At 53.7% G+C, this 24,348-nt stretch carries 20 protein-coding genes and 1 pseudogene; 2 read left to right on the forward strand and 19 right to left on the reverse strand.

From position 1 onward, the window contains the following. Window positions 1-77 precede the first annotated feature (77 nt). Window positions 78-2,072, forward strand: coding sequence for a tetratricopeptide repeat protein (locus tag AC1RVY_RS04240; protein WP_492805459.1), 1,995 nt, complete (start codon window positions 78-80; stop codon window positions 2,070-2,072). A 70-nt stretch (window positions 2,073-2,142) separates the two neighbouring features. Next, the gene (locus AC1RVY_RS04245; protein WP_492805461.1) at window positions 2,143-3,981 is read left to right on the forward strand and encodes a glycosyltransferase; all 1,839 of its coding nucleotides are present in this window, start codon (window positions 2,143-2,145) and stop codon (window positions 3,979-3,981) included. 191 nt (window positions 3,982-4,172) lie between these two features. Here the strand turns inward: AC1RVY_RS04245 and AC1RVY_RS04250 are convergent, their stop codons facing one another. The 19 genes and pseudogenes from AC1RVY_RS04250 to AC1RVY_RS04340 form a co-directional block, all read right to left on the reverse strand. Then, on the reverse strand, window positions 4,173-4,931 hold the full coding sequence (locus tag AC1RVY_RS04250) for a glycosyltransferase family 2 protein (RefSeq protein WP_492805462.1): 759 nt from the start codon (window positions 4,929-4,931) through the stop codon (window positions 4,173-4,175). Next, window positions 4,928-5,875 (reverse strand): GDP-L-fucose synthase family protein, encoded by a 948-nt coding sequence (locus AC1RVY_RS04255; RefSeq protein ID WP_492805464.1) that lies wholly within the window; start codon window positions 5,873-5,875, stop codon window positions 4,928-4,930. Before AC1RVY_RS04255 ends, AC1RVY_RS04250 begins: the two co-directional genes overlap by 4 nt. Beyond that, window positions 5,868-6,953: a GDP-mannose 4,6-dehydratase gene (gene gmd, locus AC1RVY_RS04260; RefSeq protein ID WP_492805466.1), complete on the reverse strand. Its 1,086-nt coding sequence runs from the start codon at window positions 6,951-6,953 to the stop codon at window positions 5,868-5,870. The genes AC1RVY_RS04255 and gmd overlap by 8 nt, the downstream gene beginning before the upstream one ends. Window positions 6,954-7,065: 112 nt before the next feature. Then, window positions 7,066-9,063 (reverse strand): hypothetical protein, encoded by a 1,998-nt coding sequence (locus AC1RVY_RS04265; protein WP_492805467.1) that lies wholly within the window; start codon window positions 9,061-9,063, stop codon window positions 7,066-7,068. Between the two features lie 93 nt (window positions 9,064-9,156). After that, window positions 9,157-10,281: a dTDP-4-amino-4,6-dideoxygalactose transaminase gene (rffA, locus tag AC1RVY_RS04270; RefSeq protein WP_492805469.1), complete on the reverse strand. Its 1,125-nt coding sequence runs from the start codon at window positions 10,279-10,281 to the stop codon at window positions 9,157-9,159. A 52-nt stretch (window positions 10,282-10,333) separates the two neighbouring features. Next, on the reverse strand, window positions 10,334-10,708 hold the full coding sequence (locus AC1RVY_RS04275; RefSeq protein ID WP_492805470.1) for an EamA family transporter: 375 nt from the start codon (window positions 10,706-10,708) through the stop codon (window positions 10,334-10,336). Continuing rightward, complete coding sequence (locus AC1RVY_RS04280; protein ID WP_492805471.1) at window positions 10,705-11,634, reverse strand: hypothetical protein; 930 nt, start codon at window positions 11,632-11,634, stop codon at window positions 10,705-10,707. Before AC1RVY_RS04280 ends, AC1RVY_RS04275 begins: the two co-directional genes overlap by 4 nt. Then, on the reverse strand, window positions 11,631-12,296 hold the full coding sequence (locus AC1RVY_RS04285) for an acetyltransferase (RefSeq protein ID WP_492805472.1): 666 nt from the start codon (window positions 12,294-12,296) through the stop codon (window positions 11,631-11,633). The genes AC1RVY_RS04280 and AC1RVY_RS04285 overlap by 4 nt, the downstream gene beginning before the upstream one ends. Further along, a complete protein-coding gene (locus AC1RVY_RS04290; RefSeq protein ID WP_492805474.1) occupies window positions 12,296-12,937 on the reverse strand; it encodes a class I SAM-dependent methyltransferase in 642 nt (213 codons plus the stop codon). The genes AC1RVY_RS04285 and AC1RVY_RS04290 overlap by 1 nt, the downstream gene beginning before the upstream one ends. Then, window positions 12,924-13,847 (reverse strand): glycosyltransferase family 2 protein, encoded by a 924-nt coding sequence (locus tag AC1RVY_RS04295; protein ID WP_492805476.1) that lies wholly within the window; start codon window positions 13,845-13,847, stop codon window positions 12,924-12,926. Before AC1RVY_RS04295 ends, AC1RVY_RS04290 begins: the two co-directional genes overlap by 14 nt. Beyond that, on the reverse strand, window positions 13,844-14,539 hold the full coding sequence (locus AC1RVY_RS04300; RefSeq protein ID WP_492805477.1) for a WbqC family protein: 696 nt from the start codon (window positions 14,537-14,539) through the stop codon (window positions 13,844-13,846). The genes AC1RVY_RS04295 and AC1RVY_RS04300 overlap by 4 nt, the downstream gene beginning before the upstream one ends. A 254-nt stretch (window positions 14,540-14,793) precedes the next feature. Then, on the reverse strand, window positions 14,794-16,527 hold the full coding sequence (locus AC1RVY_RS04305) for a glycosyltransferase family 2 protein (RefSeq protein ID WP_492805479.1): 1,734 nt from the start codon (window positions 16,525-16,527) through the stop codon (window positions 14,794-14,796). Next, window positions 16,515-17,399: a sulfotransferase domain-containing protein gene (locus AC1RVY_RS04310; RefSeq protein ID WP_492805480.1), complete on the reverse strand. Its 885-nt coding sequence runs from the start codon at window positions 17,397-17,399 to the stop codon at window positions 16,515-16,517. The genes AC1RVY_RS04305 and AC1RVY_RS04310 overlap by 13 nt, the downstream gene beginning before the upstream one ends. Window positions 17,400-17,414: 15 nt before the next feature. Further along, the gene (locus AC1RVY_RS04315; RefSeq protein WP_492805481.1) at window positions 17,415-18,680 is read right to left on the reverse strand and encodes an ABC transporter ATP-binding protein; all 1,266 of its coding nucleotides are present in this window, start codon (window positions 18,678-18,680) and stop codon (window positions 17,415-17,417) included. Between the two features lie 3 nt (window positions 18,681-18,683). Next, the gene (locus AC1RVY_RS04320) at window positions 18,684-19,454 is read right to left on the reverse strand and encodes an ABC transporter permease (RefSeq protein ID WP_492805482.1); all 771 of its coding nucleotides are present in this window, start codon (window positions 19,452-19,454) and stop codon (window positions 18,684-18,686) included. 25 nt (window positions 19,455-19,479) lie between these two features. After that, complete coding sequence (locus AC1RVY_RS04325) at window positions 19,480-20,934, reverse strand: mannose-1-phosphate guanylyltransferase/mannose-6-phosphate isomerase (protein ID WP_492805483.1); 1,455 nt, start codon at window positions 20,932-20,934, stop codon at window positions 19,480-19,482. After that, window positions 20,931-21,314 carry a DUF2304 domain-containing protein gene (locus tag AC1RVY_RS04330; RefSeq protein WP_492805484.1) on the reverse strand — a complete coding sequence of 128 codons (384 nt, stop codon included), beginning with the start codon at window positions 21,312-21,314 and terminating at the stop codon, window positions 20,931-20,933. Before AC1RVY_RS04330 ends, AC1RVY_RS04325 begins: the two co-directional genes overlap by 4 nt. Before the next feature lie 656 nt (window positions 21,315-21,970). Next, window positions 21,971-22,156 (reverse strand): annotated as a pseudogene (locus AC1RVY_RS04335) (hypothetical protein); the annotation flags it as partial. Window positions 22,157-22,584: 428 nt separating this feature from the next. Beyond that, window positions 22,585-24,231, reverse strand: coding sequence for a methyl-accepting chemotaxis protein (locus AC1RVY_RS04340; RefSeq protein WP_492244403.1), 1,647 nt, complete (start codon window positions 24,229-24,231; stop codon window positions 22,585-22,587). Window positions 24,232-24,348 lie beyond the last annotated feature (117 nt).

Below are 24,348 nucleotides of genomic sequence, written 5' to 3' on the forward strand. Positions count from 1 at the left end.
GTATTTTTGGTCTGCTACACTGCCTTCGCTGTACCGTTTTCTTGCAGGCGCGCAGCCCACATCCCCCACTCGCCCTCATGGCTGCACACGGCAAAGCACCCTATCTTTACGCTCTGATTTTGTTGTTGGCCGTGCTGGGCGTCTACGTGCCTGGACTCCACAACGAATTGCTGTTTGATGACATGCGGCTCACGGATGGTTCCATCTTCGGCAGGTACGGCAACCTGCTGGAGATCAAGCAGCGCATGGTGTCGTATGGCAGTTTCGTCTGGGTCGACCAGCTCGTGGGCAGCGGCTGGTGGAAGCAGCGGCTGGTCAATATGGCGTTGCACCTGGGTGTGGTGGCTGCGATGTACGCGCTCTTCAAGTCGCTGATGGCCCATACCCGCTTCCCGCAGGACATCGAGGAACAGGCTCACTTCGCATCATCCCAAGACGCCGCATTGCGCGTGGGCATCGCTTTGTTTGCGCTCAATCCGGTAGCCGTCTACGCGGTGGGCTACCTCGTACAGCGATCAATCCTCATGGCAACGCTGTTCTCGGTGCTCGCGTGCTGGGCGTTTGTGCGCGCTTTGGAAACACAGCGAATGGTCTGGTATGTGGGCGCATTGGCCAGCTACTTGCTGGCCTTGCTGTCCAAAGAGCATGCGGTCATGACCGTCGCCGTGTGCATGGCACTGTATGTCCATGTTCGCCGCCCCAGCCTCAAAAACATCGCCATGGCGATGGGAGCCACGCTCTTGCTGCTGGCCTTGGCTACTGCCGCGCTCCTGCGCTTTCGCGGCGAGCTGATAGGCCAGCTCTTTGATGCGCAGTCCGTGGCCTTCGCCCAGCAGCTTGAGACGCTGCGGCCTGGAATTTCGCAGCAGATGTTCCCCTTGAGCATCCTCAACCAGGCTGCACTCTTCTTTGCTTATGGCCTGCTGTGGGTGGTGCCTTATGTTGGATGGATGTCCATCGATTTGCGCCCGGCCTTTCCGCTGGGTTTTACATCATCCTGGCATGTCGTGGGAGCCTTTGGCTACGTGGCGCTGCTTTGCGGCGCGGCTTGGCTGCTCCTGCGTCGCACGGGCGCACTCAGCCTTGCTGCGCTGCTTGTCCTCTTTCCGCTGTTGTGGTTTGCCACGGAGTTCATCACCGTCTGGGTGCAGGATCCGTTCGTACTGTACCGCAGCTATCTTTGGGGGGTGGCACTTGCCGGATTGCTGGCGATTGCACTCACGGGCTTCAGGCCCCGGGCAATCTATGCGCTTGGTGCCGTGCTGGGTTTGCTGTTCGGTGCGCTGGCGCTGGAGCGCAATCTGTCGTTGCGCGATGAGGTGACGGCCTGGACAGATGCGGCAGAAAAAATCGATCTCCGGGCACCCGCGAACGCTGTGGGACGCAGCCGTCCATTCCTGAACCTGGGCGCGTACTACCAGAGCAGAAGCATGGTGGAGCCGGCAGAACGCAGCATCTCCACAGCCTTGGCCCTGGGGGATCGCGGCGAACTAGGAGGCAGCGCACGGTTCAATGCTGGTGCCATTCTACAGCTCAAGCAAAGGCACGCTGAAGCACTCCAGGCGTTCGCAGTGGCCGAGGCCCAAGGCTATACCGGCATGCCCTTGTACTATCAGCGCGCAGAGTCGCAAGCCGCTTTAGGCCAATTCATCCCGGCGTTCGAGAGCTTTACCGTCGCGCTGGGCAAAGCCGAGGGGGATCCACGGCAGCAGAGCACTGCCTCCACACTTCGCTTGCGCCGGCTGGAAACGGCCATGGCAGCACAACTGTTCGACGAAGCCATTCGCGGCTTTAACGAACTGTTGCAAAAGCATCCCAACGATCAGAAATTGTTGCTTGGCCTGGGTTTGGCACAGGTGGGCAAGGGCGACACCAAGGCAGCCCTGGCGTTGTTTAACCCCCTGATTGCCAGCGCGCCCACCGCGCCCCTTTACTATGGCCGTGCCATGGCCTACCACCGTGCAGGCCAGGGGGCAGACAGCCTGAACGACCTGGATCAAGCAATGGCGCTGGATCCACGCAACCAGCAGTACGCTCAGATGCGCGCTGTGATTGCGGCAGGCAAGAAATAACGTCGGGCCCAACGCCGTGGCTTTGCGTGTCCTGCATGTAGGCAAGTTCTATCCTCCGTACCGAGGAGGCATGGAAGTTTTTCTGGCCGACCTCATCAAGGCGCAGCGCGCCGCGGGCATCGATGCTGCTGCAGTGGTGCACGGCAGTCCTGAGCCTGGAGATCCACCTTGGCTCGTGCGAGTGCCTGTGCAGTTCCAGCTGGTCTATGCCCCCATGGCCCTGGGGTTTCGCACCGCACTGAAGAATGCCATTGGCAGGCATCAACCCGAGATATTGCATCTTCACATGCCCAATAACTCGGCCCTTTGGGCGCTGACGCTTTCCGAGGCCCGCGCGCTGCCTTGGGTGGTGCACTGGCATTCCGATGTAGTGGTTTCGCAGATCCGGATTGCCGTAGCGCTAGCCTATCGTCTCTACCGGCCGTTCGAACAGGCAGTGCTGAGGCGTGCTGAACGCATCATTGCCACGTCAACGCCCTATCTGGAAGCCAGCGAGCCCCTCCAAAATTGGCGAAGCAAATCAGCCGTCATTCCACTGGGCCTCGGGGCTGCCCCGCTGAACAGCCCCGCCCCCACGCCAACACCGTGGAATGGAGGCACCAATACCCTGCGCTTGCTGTCCATCGGACGGCTAACCTACTACAAAGGCTTTGAAACGTTGATTCAAGCCGCAGCTGGCCTGAGCGGCGTGGAACTCCTGATCGCAGGAGAGGGCGAACTGCGAAGCAAATTGCAAATGCTGATCCAGGCCCACACCCCGCCCGACGGATCCGCCAACGTGCGCTTGCTTGGCAACGTGGACGATGCCGAGAAAACCTTCCTACTGCAAAGTTGCGATGTGTTTTGCCTTGCCTCGCGCGAACGCACCGAAGCCTTCGGCATGGTGCTGCTGGAAGCCATGCACCACGGCAAACCCTGCATCGTGTCGGATTTGCCGGGCTCTGGCATGCCATGGGTGGTGTCCAAGGCCGGCGCAGGCCTGCGGGTTCCGCCAGAAGATGTGCCCGGATGGCAGGCCGCCATAGAGCAACTGAAAAACAGCCCCGCACTGCGCACGAAGTGGGGTCATGCGGGGCAGCAGGCGTTGGATCGGTATTTTTCCATCGTCGCCTGTGAACAGCAGGTCTCCGCACAATATGCACTGGCCGCACCGGAAACGGCCCATGGATCACCGCACAAGAAGGACGTACTGATCGTCATTCCCGCTCGCAACGAGGCCGCTGCCATTGGGTCGGTGCTACACCACCTGAAGGCTGCGGGCTGGAACAACGTGCTGGTCATCAACGATCAGAGCACAGACGATACGGCTTCGATTGCGCGCGCGGCTGGAGCAACAGTCCTAAGTCCGGTACTTCCTATGGGTGCTTGGGGCGGAATGCAGGCAGGCATTCGCCACGCCCTGCGTGGCGGGTACCAGGCCGTCATCACCATGGACGCCGACGGCCAGCACGAAGTGCAGGAAATCCCGACGCTGCTCCAGGCACGCGGCCAAGCGGATTTGATCGTAGGCGCATTCCCAGAGCGCGCCAGCCGACTGCGCCAGATCGCCTGGCGGTGGTTTCGCCAACTGGCAGGGTTCGACCTGCGCGACTTGACTTCCGGATTTCGGCTGTACAACCGCGAGGTCATGGGCGTGTTGGCTTCCCGCGAAGCCACCCTGCTGGACTACCAGGATCTTGGTGCCCTGCTTTTGATACGCAGGGCAGGCCTCACGATTTCGGAAGTGCCGGTTTCGATGAATCTGCGCATTGAAGGGAAGTCGCGCATCTTCAATTCGTGGTTCAGCGTAGCAAAGTACATGGCCGCAACCACGCTGCTGTGCCTGGCGAAATGGGAAGTACCCACGGGAAGGAGATCTTCAATAGCTGCCGTCCGCCGTCCACCCGTTGGCGAAGATGCACGACCCTGATTCTCGCTAAATAGTGATCAATGGCGCGAGCCTCGATGCTCGACGGGAAACGCTTCACTTCGGTGATATCAGTTCGCCGCGAGCTTGGTACTGAAAGCGCGGAAGTTATCGCAGCATCATCCCTTTGCGATCGGTAGTCTCTCCAAAAGAATGATGGCACCAAGCTGAATACACTGAGGCTGGCAGCCTCACTACTCCGCCGAACTACGCCAGCCCCGCCACCACACCGCGTAAGGATAGGCCAGCCACCATTTGAGCGGAATCTTGCCGTGGTACTTTCGAACCACGGCCATCGCCTCCTGATAGTGCCGTCGCCGCTTCATGTTGGTCTTTGTCTGGCCATGCACGCGATTGACGGCGACCACCTCCTGCACCCTCACGGGCGGCCCCGCATAGCGGTGCAGCCGCCACCACAAGTCGTAATCCATCGCCATGTGCAAACTGGCATCAACGCCACCCACCGCCTCCCAGGCACTGCGCCGCACCAGCGTGCCAGGCTGGGAAATGACGTTGACCCGTGCCATAGCCCACTCGCTGAAGGGCAGTACCATTGAGCGGCGACGCCGGCCTGTCGCCTCCATCCAGTCCCAGGTGCCTCCATAGGCGAGCACCGCGCCAGGCGCTTGCTCCAGCGCCGCCAGCAGGCGCGACAGCCCCTGGGGCAATAGCCAATCGTCGCTGTTGAGCCAGCAGACGTAGGGCGCACGCCCACTGGCGATGCCTTCATTGATGGCCTCGGACTGTCCCCCATCGGCATGGCTGCGCCAGCCCGCCAGCCGGTCCTTCCACCGCTCCAGCACGGCCAGCGTCTCGTCGTCCGACCCGCCATCCATGACGAAGACCTCCACAGGCACATCCTGCGCAAAGAGAGAAGACAAGGCTTGCTCCAGAAAACGCCCCTGGCGAAACGACGGCACTGCCACGGTCACCAACGCCTGGGTCATGCTCATGCAGACTCACAACGCTGCAGGAAATCGGCATACGCCAATGCAATTCCCTCGCGCAGCGGTGTCGAAGCAGTCCACCCTCTCTCGCGCATGCGTCTCACGTCGAGCAGCTTGCGCGGCGTGCCGTCAGGCTTGCCGGCATCGAACACGATGCTGCCATGGAAGCCCACGACCTCCATCACCGTGGCCGCCAACTCCCGGATCGTCACATCCTCTCCGGTCCCGATGTTGTAGATACCTTCGCTCACACCCCATTCCATGAGGCGCACGCATGCATCCGCCAAGTCGTCCACGTAGAGAAACTCGCGCATAGGCCGGCCCGAACCCCAGACAACAAGTGCAGCATCTCCCCGCACCTTCGCCTCGTGGGCCTTACGGATCAGGGCGGGTAGCACATGGCTGTTGTTCAGGTCATAGTTGTCGTTAGGCCCATAGAGGTTGGTCGGCATCACCGACACATAACGCGTGCCATGCTGGTGATTGAACGCCTCACACAGCTTGATGCCAGCAATCTTGGCGATCGCATAAGGCTCGTTAGTCGGCTCCAGCGGGCCAGTGAGCAGATAGTCCTCGCGGATCGGCTGAGGGCAATCGCGAGGATAAATACAGCTCGATCCCAGAAGCATCAGCCTGTGCACACCGTTGCGACGCGCCGCCTCGATCACGTTGCACTCCATCGCAAGGTTCTGGAAGATGAAGTCGGCTCGCTGTGTATTGTTGGCCTGTATCCCTCCTACCCGTGCCGCCGCCAGAAACACATAGTCGGGGCGTTCCTGCTCGAAGAACGCCTCGACCGCCGCCTGCCGCGTCAGGTCCAGCTCGGCATGTGTGCGCGTGGTCGGCTCACCATATCCGCCGGAACGCAGGCGGCGCACGATGGCCGCCCCCACCATGCCACGGTGGCCGGCCACGTAGATTTTCTGGGGACGCAGGCTGTCGTCACTCATGGAAGTCATAGGCTGAAAAACCATGTTTCTTGACCAGTTCATCGCGCTCGGCACTCTTGAGGTCCTCGCGCACCATCTCGGAAACCAGTTCGTCGAATGAGGTCCTGGGCACCCAACCCAGCTTCTCCTTGGCCCGCGTGGCATCGCCCAGCAGGGTCTCGACCTCGGTCGGGCGAAAGTAACGCGGATCGACACGCACGATGACTCGCCCCCGAGCATCGGCCCCGACCTCGTCCACGCCCTGGCCACTCCACTGGATGGCAGTACCCAGTTCACGGGCGGCCGTATCCACAAAATCACGCACGCTGTACTGCACGCCCGTGGCAATGACAAAGTCTTCCGGAGAGTCCTGCTGCAGCATCAGCCACTGCATCTCCACATAGTCGCGAGCATGGCCCCAATCCCGCCGGGCATCGAGGTTGCCCAGGTACAGGCAATCCTGCAACCCCAATTTGATCCGGGCCATCGCACGAGTAATCTTGCGCGTGACGAAGGTTTCGCCCCGCACCGGCGACTCGTGATTGAAAAGAATGCCATTGCAGGCATAGATGCCATAGGCTTCGCGGTAATTGACCGTGATCCAGTACGCATACAGCTTGGCCACCGCATAGGGGCTGCGCGGATAGAAAGGCGTGGTTTCCTTTTGCGGCACCTCCTGCACTAGGCCATACAGCTCGCTAGTGCTGGCCTGATAAAAGCGGGTTTTTTTTTCCAGCCCCAGAATACGGATGGCCTCCAGCATTCGCAGCGGCCCCAGCGCATCCGAATTGGCCGTGTATTCGGGCTCCTCAAAAGAAACCGCTACGTGCGACTGCGCCGCCAGGTTATAGATTTCGTCAGGCTGGACCTGCTGGATGATGCGTATGAGGCTGGACGAATCCGTCATGTCTCCATAGTGTAGAAAAAGCCGCCGGCCCTGGACATGGGGATCCTGGTAAAGATGGTCAATGCGGTCGGTATTGAGCAATGACGAACGCCTCTTGATACCATGGACTTCGTAACCCTTGTCGAGCAGCAACTCCGCAAGATACGCACCGTCCTGACCAGTAATACCAGTAATTAAAGCCTTACGAGTCATATTTAAATCTTTCAAATTACTCCAACACAACGTCGATCACTTACAAGCATCAACACCAGTCCGATTCAGCCAATTTCTCAACAAGGCTCCTGGTGTTCGTACAACAAAACAATTACCACAGATCATCACAGCGCCCCCTCTGAATAGAAAGAGAATTCAACTGGGCAACCAAATTTCTCCTGTCGGCATTGGTGCTGAATTTTTTATCGGACACCAGCTTATAGCTGCCGGGCTTTCCCGAAAAATTCATACAAAGAGATGATTTTCCGTAAGCTGATATTACTCCGCTTGAAATTTTACGGTCCGCCTGATCAAGAAGCGTGAACTCAATAGGCGGTGCAAATTCGGGTTGTCCTGGATCGTGAACCTGGATATCAAAATCCAACAAGAACCCTTCGAGAACCGCTTCCGTTGTATCAGATATACCGATGCTCACTTCGGACTCCAGCCACCCATCCCCACTCACACCAGCGCGGACGCTTGGCTTGACCCATACATCAAATGGCAGCCGGGGATTCTTATCATAAAGGTAGGAAGCCACCCGATGAAACCCCAATCCGGGCGCAATATCAACAGCAAGCCCATAGACATCAGCCACATACCTGTTCCAAGCGACATAGTCAGGCCAAAAGTAATTGTCGCGCGCTAAAATCATCATATTAGATCTGGAGAGAAGTGCACGCAACTCACCTTCTCCAACACCTTCGAGCCGACCTGTCATATTAATTCTACGGGAATAACCAATGGATCGCCCGACATACAACTGCATTCCCGCAGTATCAAGCGGCCCAACGCCATGAAAATTGGCAAAAACTACGGGATTTTCAATTTTTGCTATTTCCTTGGACAATTCTCTAGAGACTTCTGAAAATTGACGCCGAGAATCGGTCACTCGCAATTGCTGTTGAAAAGCAATCCACAAAAAACATACAACATATATCGAAACCATTATCGATAGCGCGCCAACAAATCTAGGGTTGATCCAACGCAGGAGCACGACAGCGATCAAGCCACACGACACATAAAACCAATAGACAAGATTTACATTACTGACGGCGGGCGCAGCCAACGCCACTCCCATCACAAAGACGGCGCCCCAAAAACCCAGGACACTCGCTGGCTTGATTTGCCTGACAGGTGCTCTATAGATCAAACCCACGGCACTCAACACACCCCCGCCAACGAAGAGAACAACAAAGACCGGATTGTACTGCTTCATCGCGATATTCCAATAGTAAGAAAGCAACTCCCATTTATTGTGAATACCCGACATCGCCACCCACACATGCAAATTCTGCCCTCCCTTTTTGTAGTAATCAAGGAAGTCCCAAAAATTATTAGGCAATATTAACAAATAGATCACAACTGGCGCCAGCAGCGCACAAAGCGTAAGCAGCAGCTCTCTAAAATCACCTTTTCGAAAATTCACCGCAAAATAAACAAACGCGAATGAAAGTACAAAAGCACTATTAAAGACCCTCAAAAACACCAAAAGGGCAGACACTGCAAATATTTGCCAGCGAACCCGCGCCGCATCAGCGATAAACAACAGCAGGATAATTGCCACATAACCCAAGCCAACTTTTAGCTCGGATATAAAATGTACGAACTGCGAAAAAAACAATCCATACCCAACACATACGCTGAACAATAGCAGCGCGTATGCAGGCTCAAGTGTTTTTCTAAATATATAGAAAAAAAACAACAAATACGCCGAATGGACAAGAAAGATGCTAATGTGAAAGTCCAAAAATGGCCAAAGCACCGCCAAAATCAGCACATCCAGCGTATTTGTAAATGGCAAAGGGAGCAACGATAAACCCTGAGCCGACATTACCGCCTTGTAAGGAGCCCCATCAAACAGAAATTCTTTCAGCATCAATGCATTGGTTACATAGGACAAAGCGTCATAGTCCGGCGCCAACTCAAAACTCCTGGCAGCAATCACTCCTCCCAAGTACAGTATCCATAAAATCAAGAAAACCCCAAATCCATTGAAGGCTCTTTTTACATATACAGAATCGGGTCTCATAGCAATCTTAGTCAACGCTTTTCTACTACCAACATTTAGGTACGGCAGCATCACCTCTCCATTTTTCTTCTCACGCATTGAGCAATTGGCATGGCCCAAGCACAATCAAATCCCAGCTAGAAATGCAACATCTCGCAGCACTACAACAAGAAGGCCTGCAACCCAGTCGGCTCAAACGACTTCGTTAATGGCAGCGATCAATTCATCCATGGATTTTTCCAGTCCTATCCACAAGGGAAGACGAAGAAGGCGATTTGACAAAATTTCTGTGTTTGTCATATCTCCTCCGCACCGGCCGTACCGCTCACCCGCAGGGGAGGAATGCAGAGGCACGTAGTGGAAAACGGCAGATACACCTTTACTTTTGAGTGAATCAATTACTATCGTGCGACTGTCCAACGAGTCCAAAAGGATGTAATACATGTGAGCGTTGTGCCGGTGCTCCAAAGGCACGATAGGGCGCCGCAAAGAGCCTCTCGCCTCTATTGAAGCAAGCGCTGCATGGTAGTGTTCCCATATATCAAGACGCTTTTTAGTTATTGAATGCGCCTCCTCCAGTTGAGCCCACAGAAATGCAGCAATTACTTCTCCCGGCAGGTAAGATGAGCCAATATCAGTCCAGGTGTATTTATCCACCTGCCCACGGAAGAACTGGCTGCGATTTGTACCCTTTTCCCTAATTATTTCTGCGCGCTGAACCAGCTTGGCGTTGTTTAACAGAAGGGCTCCCCCCTCTCCGGCAATGATATTTTTGGTTTCATGAAAACTCAAACACCCCATGTCGCCAATTGTCCCCAACGAGCGTCCTTTATAGGTAGACATGATACCTTGCGCCGCATCCTCGATGACAATCAAATTGTGACGGCGAGCAATATTCATGATTACATCCATTTCGCAAGCAACCCCTGCGTAATGCACAGGGACAATGGCTTTCGTGCGATGGGTAATTGCGTCTTCGATCAATTTCTCATCGATATTTAGGGTATCTGGACGAATATCAACAAATACGGGAACAGCACCTCGCAGCACAAATGCATTCGCTGTGGAAACAAAGGTGTAAGAAGGCATGATCACCTCGTCACCCGGCCCCAGATCAGCCAGAATCGCAGCCATTTCCAATGCCGCGGTGCACGAATGGGTCAGCAATGCCCGCTGACAGTTCAACGACTGTTCCAGCCACTCCGAGCATCTTTTTGTAAAGCCACCATCCCCGGACAGGTGATTCACGGAATGCGCCTGTGCGATATACCAGAGCTCTTTGCCAGTCATGTAGGGTTTATTGAAAGGAATAAGCATCTAGCGCCCCCAGATTTTTACTATCTACAACATGCACCATCTTCTGCACTACCTAACCCCTAGCGGCCAGAATGGTTCCCAGAACAATAAATCCAACCCCTAGCACTTTCTGCAAAGATAATGGCTCACTCAAAATCCATCCACTCAAAAGCAGAACGACTACAAAATTCAAGCTCATGAACGGATAAGCATGACTCAGATCGAATTTCGTCATGGCCGCCATCCATGCAAGAGATGCCAAAAAACCAGCGGCAAATCCTGATAATATACCTGGATCCAAAAGCAAAAGCAGAAGGAACTTAATCTTTCCAAGTAGCTCCTGCGGCAGTGCTCCCATTTGCGCAATACGCCATTTAAGCATCAACTGGCCATAAACAGTGAAGGCCACTGTAGCCAAAATGAACGAATAGTCGATATATTTAGTCATATCGCAAAATTCAGTACCGCCAAGCCGAACCCAGTTCGTCCATACCCATTTCCGTTGTAGAGCATATACCGCCGATCCCGATGATCAAAAACAAATGGGTATTCAATCATTTCAGAATCCCATCCGCTCAATGATATATCTATTGTTTTGTTTTCAAGCATTAATACCCACTCACTATCATTTTCTTTTCTCGCGTATCCAATACGGTACGTTTCACCAGCTCCACCTCGATAGGAAAACCACATCTCCAGGGCACCGTCAGTGCCAAATGCAACCGTCGGGCGCGAAAAGGCTTGCGCTTGCCCAATTTTATAAGGTACAGCCAATCCTGTGCGACGCCAAAAATGGCCATCATCGGAAGTAGCTCGATGGATCACGTGCAACATTTCGCCGTTCCCAGCATCCCATGTGCGCGTTGAGCCGTACCACATCTCAAATCCGCCCCGCAAGCTAGTTTGGACCCAGGGGTAAGACAAACTGATTAAATCTGTTTCATCCACACCCAAAAATGGCTGAGAATTATCAAGCTCCAACAATGCAGCTGGAGTGACAGTCAATCGACCAATATCTCCCCGCCAATGGCCATCTTTAGGCGTCTGCCAGCCCATAAATAACATATACCTAACGCCATTCACTTCATATACACTCCCAATGCTCACACCATCGGCATAGAAACTACTTTCCGGACCGTGTACAAAAAAAGGATGATAGTGCTCCTGGACAATTTTGCGCTGCACAATATCAATATCAACGGCCCCTACCGAAGATCGATTGAGCTCATCCCTGCCACTGAAGAATATTCGATAAACATCATCCTCCAAATGTACAGGCAAGGGATTTGCGGCATGAGAGCGAAGCTTGGGATGCCTACCGGTCGACGCTGGTTCATAAATCCGCCCTAGTTTTTCCCATTTTTCCTGGATCATATTCCCCTCAATCTTGAACTAGGCACCCTCGAGCGTTCAGTTGCTGCTCCTGTATACACGCCATCAGACTCCGCATCCCCAAGAAGCAATGCTCCCGCACCAATCACACATCTGGCACCAATTTTTATGTGGTCCCGCAGCGTGGCATTGACACCAATAAAACACTGCTCCCCCACTTCAACACCGCCTGATATAACTGCATGTGAAGCAATGAATGTATGATCGCCGATCATGGAATGATGGCCAATATGGTTACCACTCCACAAGGTCACATTGTTACCAACAACCACAAATGGTTGAATAGTATTATCTTCCAAGACAAAGCAGTTCTCACCGATTTTGCGACCATTCAAGATGGCTGCACGAGAGCTTATATAGCTGGCGAGCCCATACCCAAGGCCCTTGATCGTGAGATATTTTTCTTTGCGAATTGCATTGATTTTGGAGTAACTCAATGCCACAAAAAAATCATGATCTGCCGGTGAGTATTTATCACTCACGCCCTCAAAAGGAACAATGGGCAGACCACAAAGCTCCTCCGTATCAATAAAATTCGCGTCGACGGAGAATGCTACCACTTCGTAATCAGAGTCTGTGCTGAAGTAGAAATGAGCAATCTCTGCTATATTGCCGGCGCCAAAAATGATCAGCTTCTTTTGCATCACAATTTCCTTACAAGAATGGTGAACTCATACAGCCCATAGTCATGCAGCAATGCTACCTCGCGTGAATACCTCTTCTTGCAGAGGTCAAACAATTCGCAAGGATCCGAATAATACAAATAATCTCGCTTCCTATCCTCATCCGAATACGAAGTCAAGCAATTAAATGAAAATCCACGCCTACTTGTTTTATCCAACACATCAAGAGTGGCCTCCAAATAACCTTTCCACTCCACGTCACTACGACCAAGACGGACATTGAATATTCCGCTGGCAATCCCATAATCGGCGATCGTATCAGGTTGATGCGCGACAATAAACTTGGCTCGGGCTCTTGCTTGATGGCGAGTCCGTGCAGCACGCACCATATCCTCCGAAACATCGACCCCGAGATACGAATACGAACCTACCGGATGCCTAGGATCCAAATAGTCAAGCAGTGCTCCGTAGCCACAGCCCAAGTCATTGACAGAAAATTCGCCATCATCTCCTTTTATGACTTTGCAAAGCTGCTCAAAGCGAAGGATCTGACCTTGTTCTCCGTTCCAGTCAACACCGTGCGGCGTGTCCCCATATTCCGCAATTTTCTCTGAATAATAGGAGGCAACTTCTGTAAGTAGGACCGCATTATCTTTCGTCATAGATATGCCGTATGATTGTGTATGGACGCTGCTTGGCCTCAGAGAAAATTTTCGATAGATAAATTCCGACAACACCGACAAATGAAATAATCATCCCCCCGAGCAGCCAGATTGAAGCCATCACGGACGTCCAGCCACCAAGAGGGTGACCCAGAAACAACCAGTTGATCACCAGATAGGTGATATAGAACAAGGCAAAAATCGATATTAAAACACCAATGTAAAAGATACTGATCAATGGAAGATTACTAAAAGATGTCACCGAATTGACCAGAAGCGACATCTTCCGTCGAAATGTGTATGTTGTCTCGCTGGTGTTGTGTTTCTTTATTTCGCAAGGTGATTGCATGAAGCCAGTAATGTGCCAAAGACCAGCCATGAACACTTCTCTTTCTTGGTGCCTCAGCAGTGCTTCAACATAACGTCTCGACATCAGACGCGCCGTGACGATATTTTCTGGCAGAGCAAGCCCAGTCAATAATCTGAAAAACTGATAAAACCAACCACCACTCCAGCGCTCAAACCAGTTTCCCTTTCGCCTCTCTTGAACACCATAGACCACATCGCTGGCCTCACTGTTCATCTGCGCAGCAAAGCGCTCCAGCCACTCAGGCTCCTCCTCAAGATCACTATCGATCAGGAATATGCGCTCTCCTTTAGCATGCGCCAAACCCGTCATCATCGCTTTGTGATGGCCGAAGTTTCTTGACAAATCGATGACAACGATGCGCGAGTCTCTTTTTGCAAGCCTGACAGAGAGGTCCAAGCTGTCATCCGGTGAACCATCATTGACAAGAAGAATTTCAAAATCTTCTCCGACTAATCGGGTTGCCGCTGCACTGGCCCGTTCATAGAATTCGCTGACATAGGCCGCAGATTGATAGAGAGTCGCAACAATTGAAAGCCTCATGCGAGATACCTCATGTACTTCGGCGAGCTCTTGCCACAGTTGAACAGAAGATCGAGAATAGTGACATCCTGCCTGAAATCACCCCACAATTGTGGATAATCCGAATATCCTGCATAATCAAACCACGTAAGCTCTACTGATTTTTCAGAAAATATCCCTTCATTGATGTAGTCTTTTGCCGCGGGGCCTGAGATATATTCGGAAGCACCCGCTTGGACGCAGAGATCGACAAGGCGCTCAGTTTTACCATCAAGCAGTACGTAGTCCCATGAGCTCTTGATTACTGTTTTAATAGTCAAATAACTACAGACAGCATCGATAAATAATCTATTCAGTTGCGAAATATGGGTGTATTCCCGCTCCAAGTACAGAGGCTCCAACCAGGCAGTGATTTCGGAAAAACAAGGAGCACGCCGATAATTCTGCAGCAGTGCCTTCCAATGAGACAGCTTCCATTCATCCCCTTCAATTTCAGTTTCCCGAATTTTCTGAAGGTATTTCCCCTTTACCCGAACGGGGACTGTGAGCCACTGAACATCCTGTGGTGTTTTGATTTTATTTCTATTCCTCCAATCTCGACGCGTGTATTGCATATCATCGTAAACGATGAACTCATCCACCGCCGCAATCATGTCGAAGTATCCTCTCCAGGGAATATAATTCGACTGAAGAATCGCCACTTTCTTTCCCATCCTTCAACCCCTCATAAACAAGACAGCCCCAGCAGCTAAAATCTAAAGAATTTTGAGCCTTTTCGAGGCGGATAGAATTTTATATATCACAACCTAGAGAGTCGTTCGTTCATACTTTGAGAGTGAAACATCCACCCCTCGATATTCGACGTATGCATAGACAAAATGCACGGATGGGCTAATCGGTGCATACCATTGCATTCAATGAAAATATTATCCCGAATGATGCCAGCCTCTTTACTCCTGCGGCGACGCTACCGTTTTATCCGGTACGCAAGATCATGGGCAATGTGCTTGATCAGATAAGGTATCAAGGCACGGTGAATCTGTGCCCAACTCACCTCGTGCCCCAGCGCACGCCGACGTAAGCGAGCCATCTCTTCCATGCCGATTTCGTTAATCTGCGCCGATGTTTTCTGAGCACCATGGATACGGAAAGCCCCGAGGAAATCGGGCAAGCGCACCATACGGGCTCCGGCATTCCGGAAACGCTGCAGCAGGTCCCAGTCCATGGCGAAGCGGAAACTCTCGTCGATGTGGCCGCCGGCTTTCTCCCAGATGGAACGTCGCCAGAACAGGGTTTCCTGGGGAATGAAGTCAGCCCAAGAAAGCACTTCATCGTCATGCGCGGGCAGCACCCAACGCCCGATCTCCGCGCCTTGCTCATCGATCAAGACTCGATGCCCATACACTACATCCACCTCCGGATGGGCTTCAAAATACTCGGCCACGGTAACCAGAGCTCCGGGCAATAAGAGATCATCTGAATTGAGCCAAGCCATGATCTCTCCGGATGTTTTTGCAAAGCCCAAATTAATAGCCTCGGATTGTCCACTATCCCGAGCCGACTCCCATCCGCTCAATTTTTTTTCATAGCACTTCAAAATTTCGACCGTCCCATCATCTGAAGCGCCATCCTGAACAAAATAATCAAGCGATGGATAATTTTGGCTAAGCACGCTATCCATTGTCTCTTCTATAAAATGCGCTTGCCGAAATGAAGGAGTCACAATAGAAATTCGCGGTGCGCTACGATCCGAGCCCCATTCACGATGAAGAGGCCTCTGCAACGGAAACGGGGCATGATGCTCAAGTCTACCTAACTTGGGATAGAATAACCTGGACAGGTTTCGAATAGTTCTCAGCACCGGCATTACCGGGCGGATAAAAAAGAATGCGGTCCGATAGGCTCTCAGGGCATTAGCCTGCTCTCTTATTATTTTCTCTTTAGCTTCCAATTCAGATTGAGTTGCAGCTTTCATCCCCAAGATAACCTCTTCAAGGCCCTCTGGATTGGTGATCTGCTGCATTTTCTCAATGACAATATCTTTCGCAAATATTTTCTCCTTGAGTTGACTGCAACAGTCAATTGCTTGAAATGCCTGGAGCCAGTCGACGCCATTATTTCGTGCATAACTCTGAATCACGAAAGACATTGAGGCCGGAAAGAAAATAATCACGTCGTTCACAACCGCAATACGGTGGACATCACTCAAGGATCGTAGCGACCGGATGATTTCGTCAAAGCTTGGCCAATGGCTCACTTCGTGCGGGTATGGAGGCGAGGCGAGAAAGAGGCGCGCATCGTCAATCAGCACAACAGACTCTTCATTCAGCCCCTCAATAGCAGCCAATTCATTCAAAAGGGGGCATTGTGACGTCTGACCAGCAGTATCAATAGCGACGCACCAATGGGCATCAAGATAATACAAGATCGCTTTCCCAAAAAGCTCACCTCTCAATTCACTTAGAATTTTCGGTGAAGCGCCATGACGAATATCTATGTTATCCCATGCCTCAAAGCGTTTCATTGCTTCGGCATGCAAGGATTCCGAGAGTTCGATGGATACCAAGCGAGGGAAATAAGGGCGTGCGAGCTCTATGGTATCCCCGTGGAAAGTACCGGTCTCGCAAAAAATATCAAACTGTTTTGCACTGCACAAGGCGTTCAACAATTTGGAGTCAATATGAAAAGTTACCGCACCCATCCGCTCAATCTCCGGCTAAAAGAGTCGATAATTCCCAAGCGTTCGTCGCATGCAGCTTTGAGCCCATCAATTACCGCGAGTCTCTCATCGCAAATATCCCTCAACTCCGCCCGATCACGAATCAGTGCCGAGACAATCGATAGCAAAGCAGGAATTTCCCCACCGATACTATGTTGAGCCGAGTCAACCTCAGATTTATTCGCATACCCTCGCTGGATCATCAGATTCCCATGAAGGTGCATATAAATGCCATTTATCCAAGGTGTCCACTCGGGAGGAGGCTCCCAAGCAACTTGCCCTTCTCGGAAAAAACTGGGATTTCGAGCCTGAAGTTGCTGAAATGGATTACTCCAAGCAATCGGAGAATTTTTCGATCGAATAAAATCTCGCAGCTTTAGCAAAATCTCCGGTGTCGGATTTATGAGCTCTTCAAATCCCACAACCAGTGTATTGGGGCGCTCATTCACCCAACATTGAAAGTGGTCCGTCCATCCACCGTAGTAGTCGACACCCAATACGAGCCCCAGCAAATCCGGTCGTGGACTGGGGGTACGACGACGATGATAATATTCGTAGGATAGTAAGGCCTTTCGACCATCGCGCACGACATAGACGGCAGGTTGATTGTCGACAGGCGGACGGTGTGTCTTTACCAAGAATATCTTATCCGACTCAGTGGCACGCACATAAAAGTCCTTCCAGGGCTCGTTGATCTCCAGCAAACCAACCGTGTGTGCTACGTCTTCCAATTGCCTACTAATATCCTCATCGCCTGGCTCATCCGAGTAGGATCCCACTCCCAATGCTCCACTCAACACCTGACGAAGCAAGGTATTTCCCGAACGAGGAAAGGAGGCTAGCCATATAATCAATTCAAAATCTCCGGTTCAGACCGTTGCTCCACGCACCGGCAGTCCAAATAAACCAAGGAATGGTGCAGCCTCGTTTTCATAGTCCCAGCGAACTTCCAGCGGACCAAACCAATTTGTACTATCCAATTCAATTGCACGATTATGACCGTTCGGCATGGATAATGCGACACGCAAGGAATACAAGCCTGCTTCTAGACGCAGATCAATCTCAAACTCAAATACAGACCAAGCGCGCTCCTGAGATACAATTTTTTCACAGCCCAATCGACTGGAATTCGAGGAATTGACTATCTGATCATACCGATTTTTGATAGCAAGTCCGACACGGAGGTTCTCAATTTCCCTTCCTACCTGAAAATACACTCTAACTTTTACCGTATCACCAAGACGCGCGGCAGTCGTATCACAATCGGCGCCATCCAGCACGCGCACGGCGAAAAGGCATTTACCCGATGTGGCCGGACGAGACCAAGCAATCCCATCTTCGAACTTCGGCAACTCCCCATCTAGGAGTGGGAGAGGAATCTTGGCTTGGGCCGTCGAAACCGGGTCCGAACCTTCGGCAAAGTAATGCCGCACCGCGACTTGTGTTTCACCGACATAAACTTGCTCTCCGTTGCGCAAGTACACAGCCCTCTGACATAGGTCACGCACCGTCCCCATGTCGTGGGAGACGAACAATAAGGTTAGTCCCCGGTCACGCATTTCCCGCAGTCGGTTGAAGCATTTTTGTTGGAAGAAGAAATCCCCGACGCTCAAAGCTTCGTCGACGATCAGAATGTCGGGATCACACAACACCTGCACAGAAAAGGCAAGGCGCATCATCATGCCGCTGGAATATGTTTTCACCGGGCGGTCGATGGCATCCCCGATTTCAGCGAATTTCTCGATTTCAGAAAAGCGACCCAATATCTCTTGGCGTGACAAACCAAGCAGCAGGCCATTCAGCAGCACATTTTCACGACCTGAATACTCTGGATTGAAGCCACTACCCAGCTCCAGTAAAGCAGAAACCCGCCCATGAACGCTCACCGAACCCATCGTCGGCTTCAGGGTGCCTGTCAGGATTTCAAGCAGTGTGCTTTTGCCCCCTCCATTTCGGCCGATGATGGCGACGGACTCTCCTTTTTGCACTTCAAAATCGATGTCACGCAGAGCCCAATGCTCTCTGACACCCCGTTCATATTTTGGCCACAGCGTATGCAGCACTCTGGAGCGGGCTGAATCGAAGACTGGATAGCACTTGCTCACGCCCCGGACTGAGATGACAGCGTTATTCATGATCTAGAGCAAATCAGCAAACAAGGGGCGGACCCGCCTAAAAAAATAGAGCGAGCCGTACGCAAAAGCGATGCTGAAGGCCATATAAATAAAAATCCCGGTAGCACCAGGCAAGTTCCCAATCAAAAGCAAATCACGAATCCATCCCACCAGCAGTGTGAGTGGATTCCATATCAAAATCGACCGCAATGGCTCAGGCATGCTTTCGGCAGAATAAAATATCGGGGTAACAAATAAAAATACATGACTGATGATGCCAACGATCTGCCCGGTATCGCGCAGCATTACCCCCAGCGCGGAAAATATCCAACCTATCCCCAGCAACAGGGGGAGCATGGCAATAAAAATCATGGGAAAAAAGAGTGCCGTCATTTTTGGCATGCCAAAAAATACCACGCAGCACAGAAACCAGACAGCAATCCCAATGGTCGCATGCAGCAGTGCCACGATAGCGCTCACCAAGGGGAGAATTTCCAGAGGAAAAACCACCTTCTTCACAAAATTCTGGTTTCCCACAACCATCGCAGGCGCTTTTATCAAGCACTCTGAAAATGCGTTGAATACTATCAACCCCGCAAAAATATACAATGCATAACCGAAGGTTCCTCCTCCTCCGTCCCAACGAGTTTTCAGCACTACACCAAAAACCAAGGTGTAGATGGACAGCAGAAACAGCGGATGGATCAGGGCCCACAACACCCCCCCCAGCGATCCTTGATAGCGCCCGGAGAATTCACGCCGTACCAATTCAGCAATCAGGCCTACGTGCTTCATGCTTTGATCTCGCGATGTCTATCAATCATTCAGCAATCCGGCCGTAGGTGTCTTCAAACCGCACAATGTCATCTTCCGCCAGATAACTTCCAGATTGCACTTCAATAATTTCCAATGGCACTTTGCCTGGATTTGCCAAGCGATGGACATGGCCTAGAGGAATGAACGTGGATTCGTTCTCGCCGAGCAAGAAGGTCCTGTCGCCATTGGTGACCTGCGCCGTTCCCTTCACCACAATCCAGTGCTCGGCCCGATGGTGGTGCATTTGCAGGCTGAGCTGTGCGCCAGGATGAACCACGATGCGCTTGACTTGAAAACGTTCGCCACTGTCGATGCTGTCGTACCAGCCCCAGGGGCGGTGCACCTTGCGGTGAGTCGAAGCCAGGCTCCGCTTTTGCGTTTTCAGCTCTGCCACGATTTTTTTCACGTCCTGGGTTTTGCGCTTGTCCGCCACCAAAATGGCATCGGCGGTTGCCACCACCACCAGGTTATCCACGCCCACGGTGGCCACCAGGCAGGTTTCGGAAAACAACAGGCTGTCGCGGGTGTCGATCGCAAGGGTTTGGCCGGTGTGGGCGTTTCCACTGGCATCGCGTGGCAAAACGTCCCAGAGCGCATCCCAGGCGCCCAAGTCGGACCAACCAGCGTCGAGCGGCACCACGCGAGCCGGCATGTTCAGCTCTTCCTGACCCGGCAGATGTTCCATGACCGCGTAGTCGATGGAGTCGGCCGGGCAAGCAGCAAAGGTTTCACTGTGCGGACGAATGAAGTCCATGTCCCGGCTGCTGTGCTCCATGGCGGAGCGACAGGCTTGAAACATCGCAGGCTGCAACGCCGCCATGGCCTTGAGCCATTGGTCGGCTCGCACCATGAACAAGCCACTGTTCCACAGGTAGTTGCCGCTGGCGATGTATGACTGAGCCAGTTCAAGGCTGGGTTTTTCTTCAAAGCTCTGGATGGAGAACGCGCCAGTACCTACGATGGGATGTGCCTTCTGGATATAGCCGTATCCGGTTTCAGGGCGGTCGGCCACAATGCCAAAAGTGACCATCGCGCCGTCCTGTGCCAGCGGCCAAGCCTCTTTCACGGACTGGTGCAGGTTCCCTGCGTTTGCGACGACGTGATCTGCAGGCATGGCCAGCAAAATGGCCTGAGAATCGGCCGCGAAGGCGGCCAAGGTCAAAGCAGGGGCTGTGTTGCGGCCGGCAGGCTCCAGCACAAGCTGCGCGCCGTCAACACCGGCTTCCTGCAATTGCTGGGCCGCCAAGAAGCGGTGGGCGCTATTGCACACCACAAGTGGTGGCTTCATCGCGATGGAGGAGTCCAGGCCGTCCAGACGTGTTGCTGTGTCTTGCAACATGGAAACTCCGTCGCCACCCAGTGCCAGGAATTGCTTGGGATAGGTTTCGCGGGAGAGTGGCCACAAGCGGGTACCCGAACCGCCACAGAGGATGACGGGGAGCAGGTGATAGGAGGTCATGAATCGATGGTGTCAGCGGGGCTTGCAGTCGCCGCCGTATTGCGAAGGATTTCGTTATCTGCCTCCAGCAGCGCGAGTCGCTGGTTCAACCGGCGCATGTCCCGTTCAATGCGGGTATTTACCATGTCAGCGTGGAGGGCCTTGACTACCAGCAACACACAGGCCATCAGCAGTAAAAGCGCTGGCGGGTAGCCAAACCCTGCCCATCCGGCCAAGCGATCGATCAGGCCCGGCCAAGCTCCCAGCACCGCCGCGACCCCGGCTACAACGGCCCAGCTAAGGCCATGCATCAGGTAAAGATGATCGCGGCGTACTAGATAGAGAATCAGCACGGCTAAACCCGTGCCCATGAGTGCTGTCGTTACTTGCAAGGGTGCCATTGGGCTCACTACTCCTCCAGGTTTGGATGCGAGACCGTGTGCCGTTCTATCGCAGGCGGAGCAGTCGGGTCAGGGACCACCGCATCGCAGGCGCCCCCGTCGCAAATGCGCAGGGCGTTTTGGTCTGCGGCGATTGTAGAGCCTTGCGTTACTACGGAACGCCACCGCGCATTCGTCTCGAGCCTTACGTAAATCATTGATCTGTTTGAGCCCTTGGAAGCGCACGACAGAAGGGCACAGATGCCTGCATTGGTTCGCGAGAATTCCACGCCACTGGAATTTATTTAGATTGTGCCCTGCTCCCTTTTGGTTTCCCGTAGACGATGTTTGGTTCGGGTTCGCAAGCGCCCGGAGTGGCATTCGCTTGTTTCGCCCCCCAAGCTGCCATCGCCCCATGTCGTGAGAGGACCAATTGAATCCCCTTTGTGCCTGGGCCATACCTGTATGGAGAAATTTCAGTCTACGAGGTGCCAGGACGCTGCCCATAGCTGGAACAATCATCATCTAGGTTGCAGCGATCCCGATACTGGCGCAGCCCTGGGCAATATCGGCCAAGGCAGTTCAGTTCAGCGTTCGAGTTGAGCAGAGGTGTAGACATCGCCATATCGGACGATCTGTGTCCTATATTGGATGAGCGTCCCGAACCGATCGCTGTTTCAAGCAGCGCAGCTCTTGTACCAAGCGAAGAGCCCCTCTCGCTCGGGGTAAAGCTCAGTTTGTCGGACCTCAAACACCTTTGCGCCAGCACGGTGCGCAGGCTCAAACGATCTCTCAATCATCGAGGTGCCGACCCCATGGTGTCGATATGCTGGATCAACGGACGCAGCCCAAAGAATGCAGTGCTTTCCATTGAACTGATGGAAGTAATTCGAAAACCAACTATCTCTCCCTGGACATCAGTCGCATTGACAACGACGTGTGACAGGGGATCTGTCTCGCCTATCTCCGCGGAGTGTCTTGACCTCACTCGCGCACATGGTTCTACATAAGATTCGGCATCCAGCTTTGCCGCGTCCAGTAACTGACAGACTGACTGCATGGGGTAGAGGCAATGCTGAGCGTTGAGGTGAGCGGACGCTACGGACGGTCCGATTGAATGCCCATGTCATTCTTCAGCGCGGATATGTAATAAGCGCCATCACAGCGAGGGCCAACATGAAGCGCCCAGGTTTTAGTAGGAGGCCATTCCTCGCGACAGGGCGCGTGGCGGCTCCCGGGCTCTCAAGGCGCCTTTGCTGAACGGTCACAACGACCTCTCACCTTCTGCCGCTTAAGCTTGTTCGAGAAGCGCGCGCGGAACGGCGCGGGGAACGGCGCGTGCCCAAGGACGATTCAGCGTAGCTCCAGGCGCATCCTCCAGTTGGAAGGTGCTCACGGCTTCGGTGAGTTGCTGGGCCTGCAGCTCCAGGCTCTTGGCGGCGGCGGCGCTTTGCTCCACCAGAGCCGCGTTCTGCTGCGTGGCGTGGTCCATCTGGTTGACGGCCTGGCCGATCTGGGAAATGCCCGTGCTCTGCTCGGAGCTGGCGGAGCTGATCTCGCCCACGATGTCCGTCACCCGCTTGATCGCGCCCACAACCTCGACCATGGTCTGCCCGGCTTGATCCACCAGGCCCGTGCCCACGGACACCTTCTCCACGCTTTCGTTGATCAGCGCCTTGATCTCCTTGGCGGCGCTGGCGCTGCGCTGCGCGAGATTGCGCACCTCGGTGGCCACCACAGCAAAGCCTCGGCCCTGCTCGCCGGCGCGGGCTGCCTCTACCGCGGCGTTCAGCGCCAGGATATTGGTCTGGAAGGCAATGCCATCGATCACACCGATGATGTCCGAGATCTTGCGCGAGCTGTCGTTGATGTCCCGCATCGTGGTGACGACCTTGGAGACCACCTCGCCGCCCCGTGTGGCCACGGCGGATGCGCTGATGGCCAGCTGATCGGCCATCTTGGCGTTCTCGGCGTTGTTGCGGATCGTGGAGGTGAACTCTTCCATGGTGGCGGCGGTCTGCTGCAAAGCGCTGGCCTGCTCTTCGGTGCGCTGGCTCAGGTCTGCGTTGCCCATGGCGATCTCGCTCGTGCCGGTGGAGATGGAGTCGGTGGCGCCCCGTACCTTGCTCACGATGCTGGCCAGGTTCTGCTGCATGGCACTCAGCGATGCCAGCACGCTGCCGCCGGGGGCTGCGCTCGCCCCCGCAATGCTGGACAGGTTGCCGCCCGCCACCTTGCTGGCGGCACTGCTCAGTGCATCGGGCTCGGCACCCAGGGCCCTCAGCACTCCGCGGGTGATGGCCACCCCGCATGCCACCGCCATCACGGTGGCCAGCAATGCCAGGCCGATCAAGAGCCGGCGCTGGAATTCGAAATCGGCCTCGGAGGAATCCACCAGCTGTTTGGAGCGCTCATCGGTTGTCTTTTGGTACTCGTCGGTCTTGGCAATCAGGGCGGCGAGAAGCGGCCGGCACTCGTCATTGATTTTCGCAATGGCTTCGTCCTTTTTGTCGGCCATCGCCAAATCGACGATGGACAGGGCCACCGGCCCATATGACTGCTCGATCTTTGCGAGTTCGGCCACCAGCGTCCTGACGTTGACTGGAATGCCTGGGCCTTCTACCGCCTGTTTGAGCAGGGCCAGGCGTTTTTGGACGTCTTCGTGGGCTTTGACGACAGCCGCCTTTTCCGCGTCGCGTTCTGCAGGCTTGGTCGCCAGCACCATGTTCCGGGCGGCCACGGCGCGCGCGTCGACGGCGCTCCGTATTCCTTGGGCCAGATGTGCCCGTGCGTCGATACCGGTCACGAAGTCATGAAATTGCGTCTTGGCGCTGCTCATGTCCTTGATGGCGAACGCGGACAGGACCACGATAAGCACCACCATCAAGCCAAACGACAGTGCCAACCTCGCCCGCATCGTCATGTTCTGAAAACCCATCGCAGTCCCCCAATGTTCATCTGCGTTATGGTCAGTAGATTTGTAATATTTTGTCAATAGACAACAACTATTGTGATGAAGGATATGGATTCAGTGTTCATTGCTGCGCTGCCACGT

The sequence above is a fragment of the Acidovorax sp. GW821-FHT11A03 genome (assembly GCF_058809075.1).

Excerpts from the sequence above, each read along its gene's own strand:
- rffA (WP_492805469.1), bottom strand. The coding sequence starts at position 10,281 with ATGCTTATTCCTTTCAATAAACCCTACATGACTGGCAAAGAGCTCTGG.
- AC1RVY_RS04275 (WP_492805470.1), bottom strand. The coding sequence starts at position 10,708 with ATGACTAAATATATCGACTATTCGTTCATTTTGGCTACAGTGGCCTTC.
- AC1RVY_RS04245 (WP_492805461.1), top strand. The coding sequence starts at position 2,143 with ATGGAAGTTTTTCTGGCCGACCTCATCAAGGCGCAGCGCGCCGCGGGC.
- gmd (WP_492805466.1), bottom strand. The coding sequence starts at position 6,953 with ATGACTCGTAAGGCTTTAATTACTGGTATTACTGGTCAGGACGGTGCG.
- AC1RVY_RS04325 (WP_492805483.1), bottom strand. The coding sequence starts at position 20,934 with ATGACCTCCTATCACCTGCTCCCCGTCATCCTCTGTGGCGGTTCGGGT.
- AC1RVY_RS04315 (WP_492805481.1), bottom strand. The coding sequence starts at position 18,680 with ATGAATAACGCTGTCATCTCAGTCCGGGGCGTGAGCAAGTGCTATCCA.
- AC1RVY_RS04290 (WP_492805474.1), bottom strand. The coding sequence starts at position 12,937 with ATGACGAAAGATAATGCGGTCCTACTTACAGAAGTTGCCTCCTATTAT.
- AC1RVY_RS04320 (WP_492805482.1), bottom strand. The coding sequence starts at position 19,454 with ATGAAGCACGTAGGCCTGATTGCTGAATTGGTACGGCGTGAATTCTCC.
- AC1RVY_RS04280 (WP_492805471.1), bottom strand. The coding sequence starts at position 11,634 with ATGATCCAGGAAAAATGGGAAAAACTAGGGCGGATTTATGAACCAGCG.
- AC1RVY_RS04295 (WP_492805476.1), bottom strand. The coding sequence starts at position 13,847 with ATGAGGCTTTCAATTGTTGCGACTCTCTATCAATCTGCGGCCTATGTC.
- AC1RVY_RS04240 (WP_492805459.1), top strand. The coding sequence starts at position 78 with ATGGCTGCACACGGCAAAGCACCCTATCTTTACGCTCTGATTTTGTTG.
- AC1RVY_RS04285 (WP_492805472.1), bottom strand. The coding sequence starts at position 12,296 with ATGCAAAAGAAGCTGATCATTTTTGGCGCCGGCAATATAGCAGAGATT.
- AC1RVY_RS04265 (WP_492805467.1), bottom strand. The coding sequence starts at position 9,063 with ATGCGTGAGAAGAAAAATGGAGAGGTGATGCTGCCGTACCTAAATGTT.
- AC1RVY_RS04340 (WP_492244403.1), bottom strand. The coding sequence starts at position 24,231 with ATGGGTTTTCAGAACATGACGATGCGGGCGAGGTTGGCACTGTCGTTT.
- AC1RVY_RS04305 (WP_492805479.1), bottom strand. The coding sequence starts at position 16,527 with ATGGGTGCGGTAACTTTTCATATTGACTCCAAATTGTTGAACGCCTTG.
- AC1RVY_RS04300 (WP_492805477.1), bottom strand. The coding sequence starts at position 14,539 with ATGGGAAAGAAAGTGGCGATTCTTCAGTCGAATTATATTCCCTGGAGA.
- AC1RVY_RS04255 (WP_492805464.1), bottom strand. The coding sequence starts at position 5,875 with ATGAGTGACGACAGCCTGCGTCCCCAGAAAATCTACGTGGCCGGCCAC.
- AC1RVY_RS04330 (WP_492805484.1), bottom strand. The coding sequence starts at position 21,314 with ATGGCACCCTTGCAAGTAACGACAGCACTCATGGGCACGGGTTTAGCC.
- AC1RVY_RS04250 (WP_492805462.1), bottom strand. The coding sequence starts at position 4,931 with ATGAGCATGACCCAGGCGTTGGTGACCGTGGCAGTGCCGTCGTTTCGC.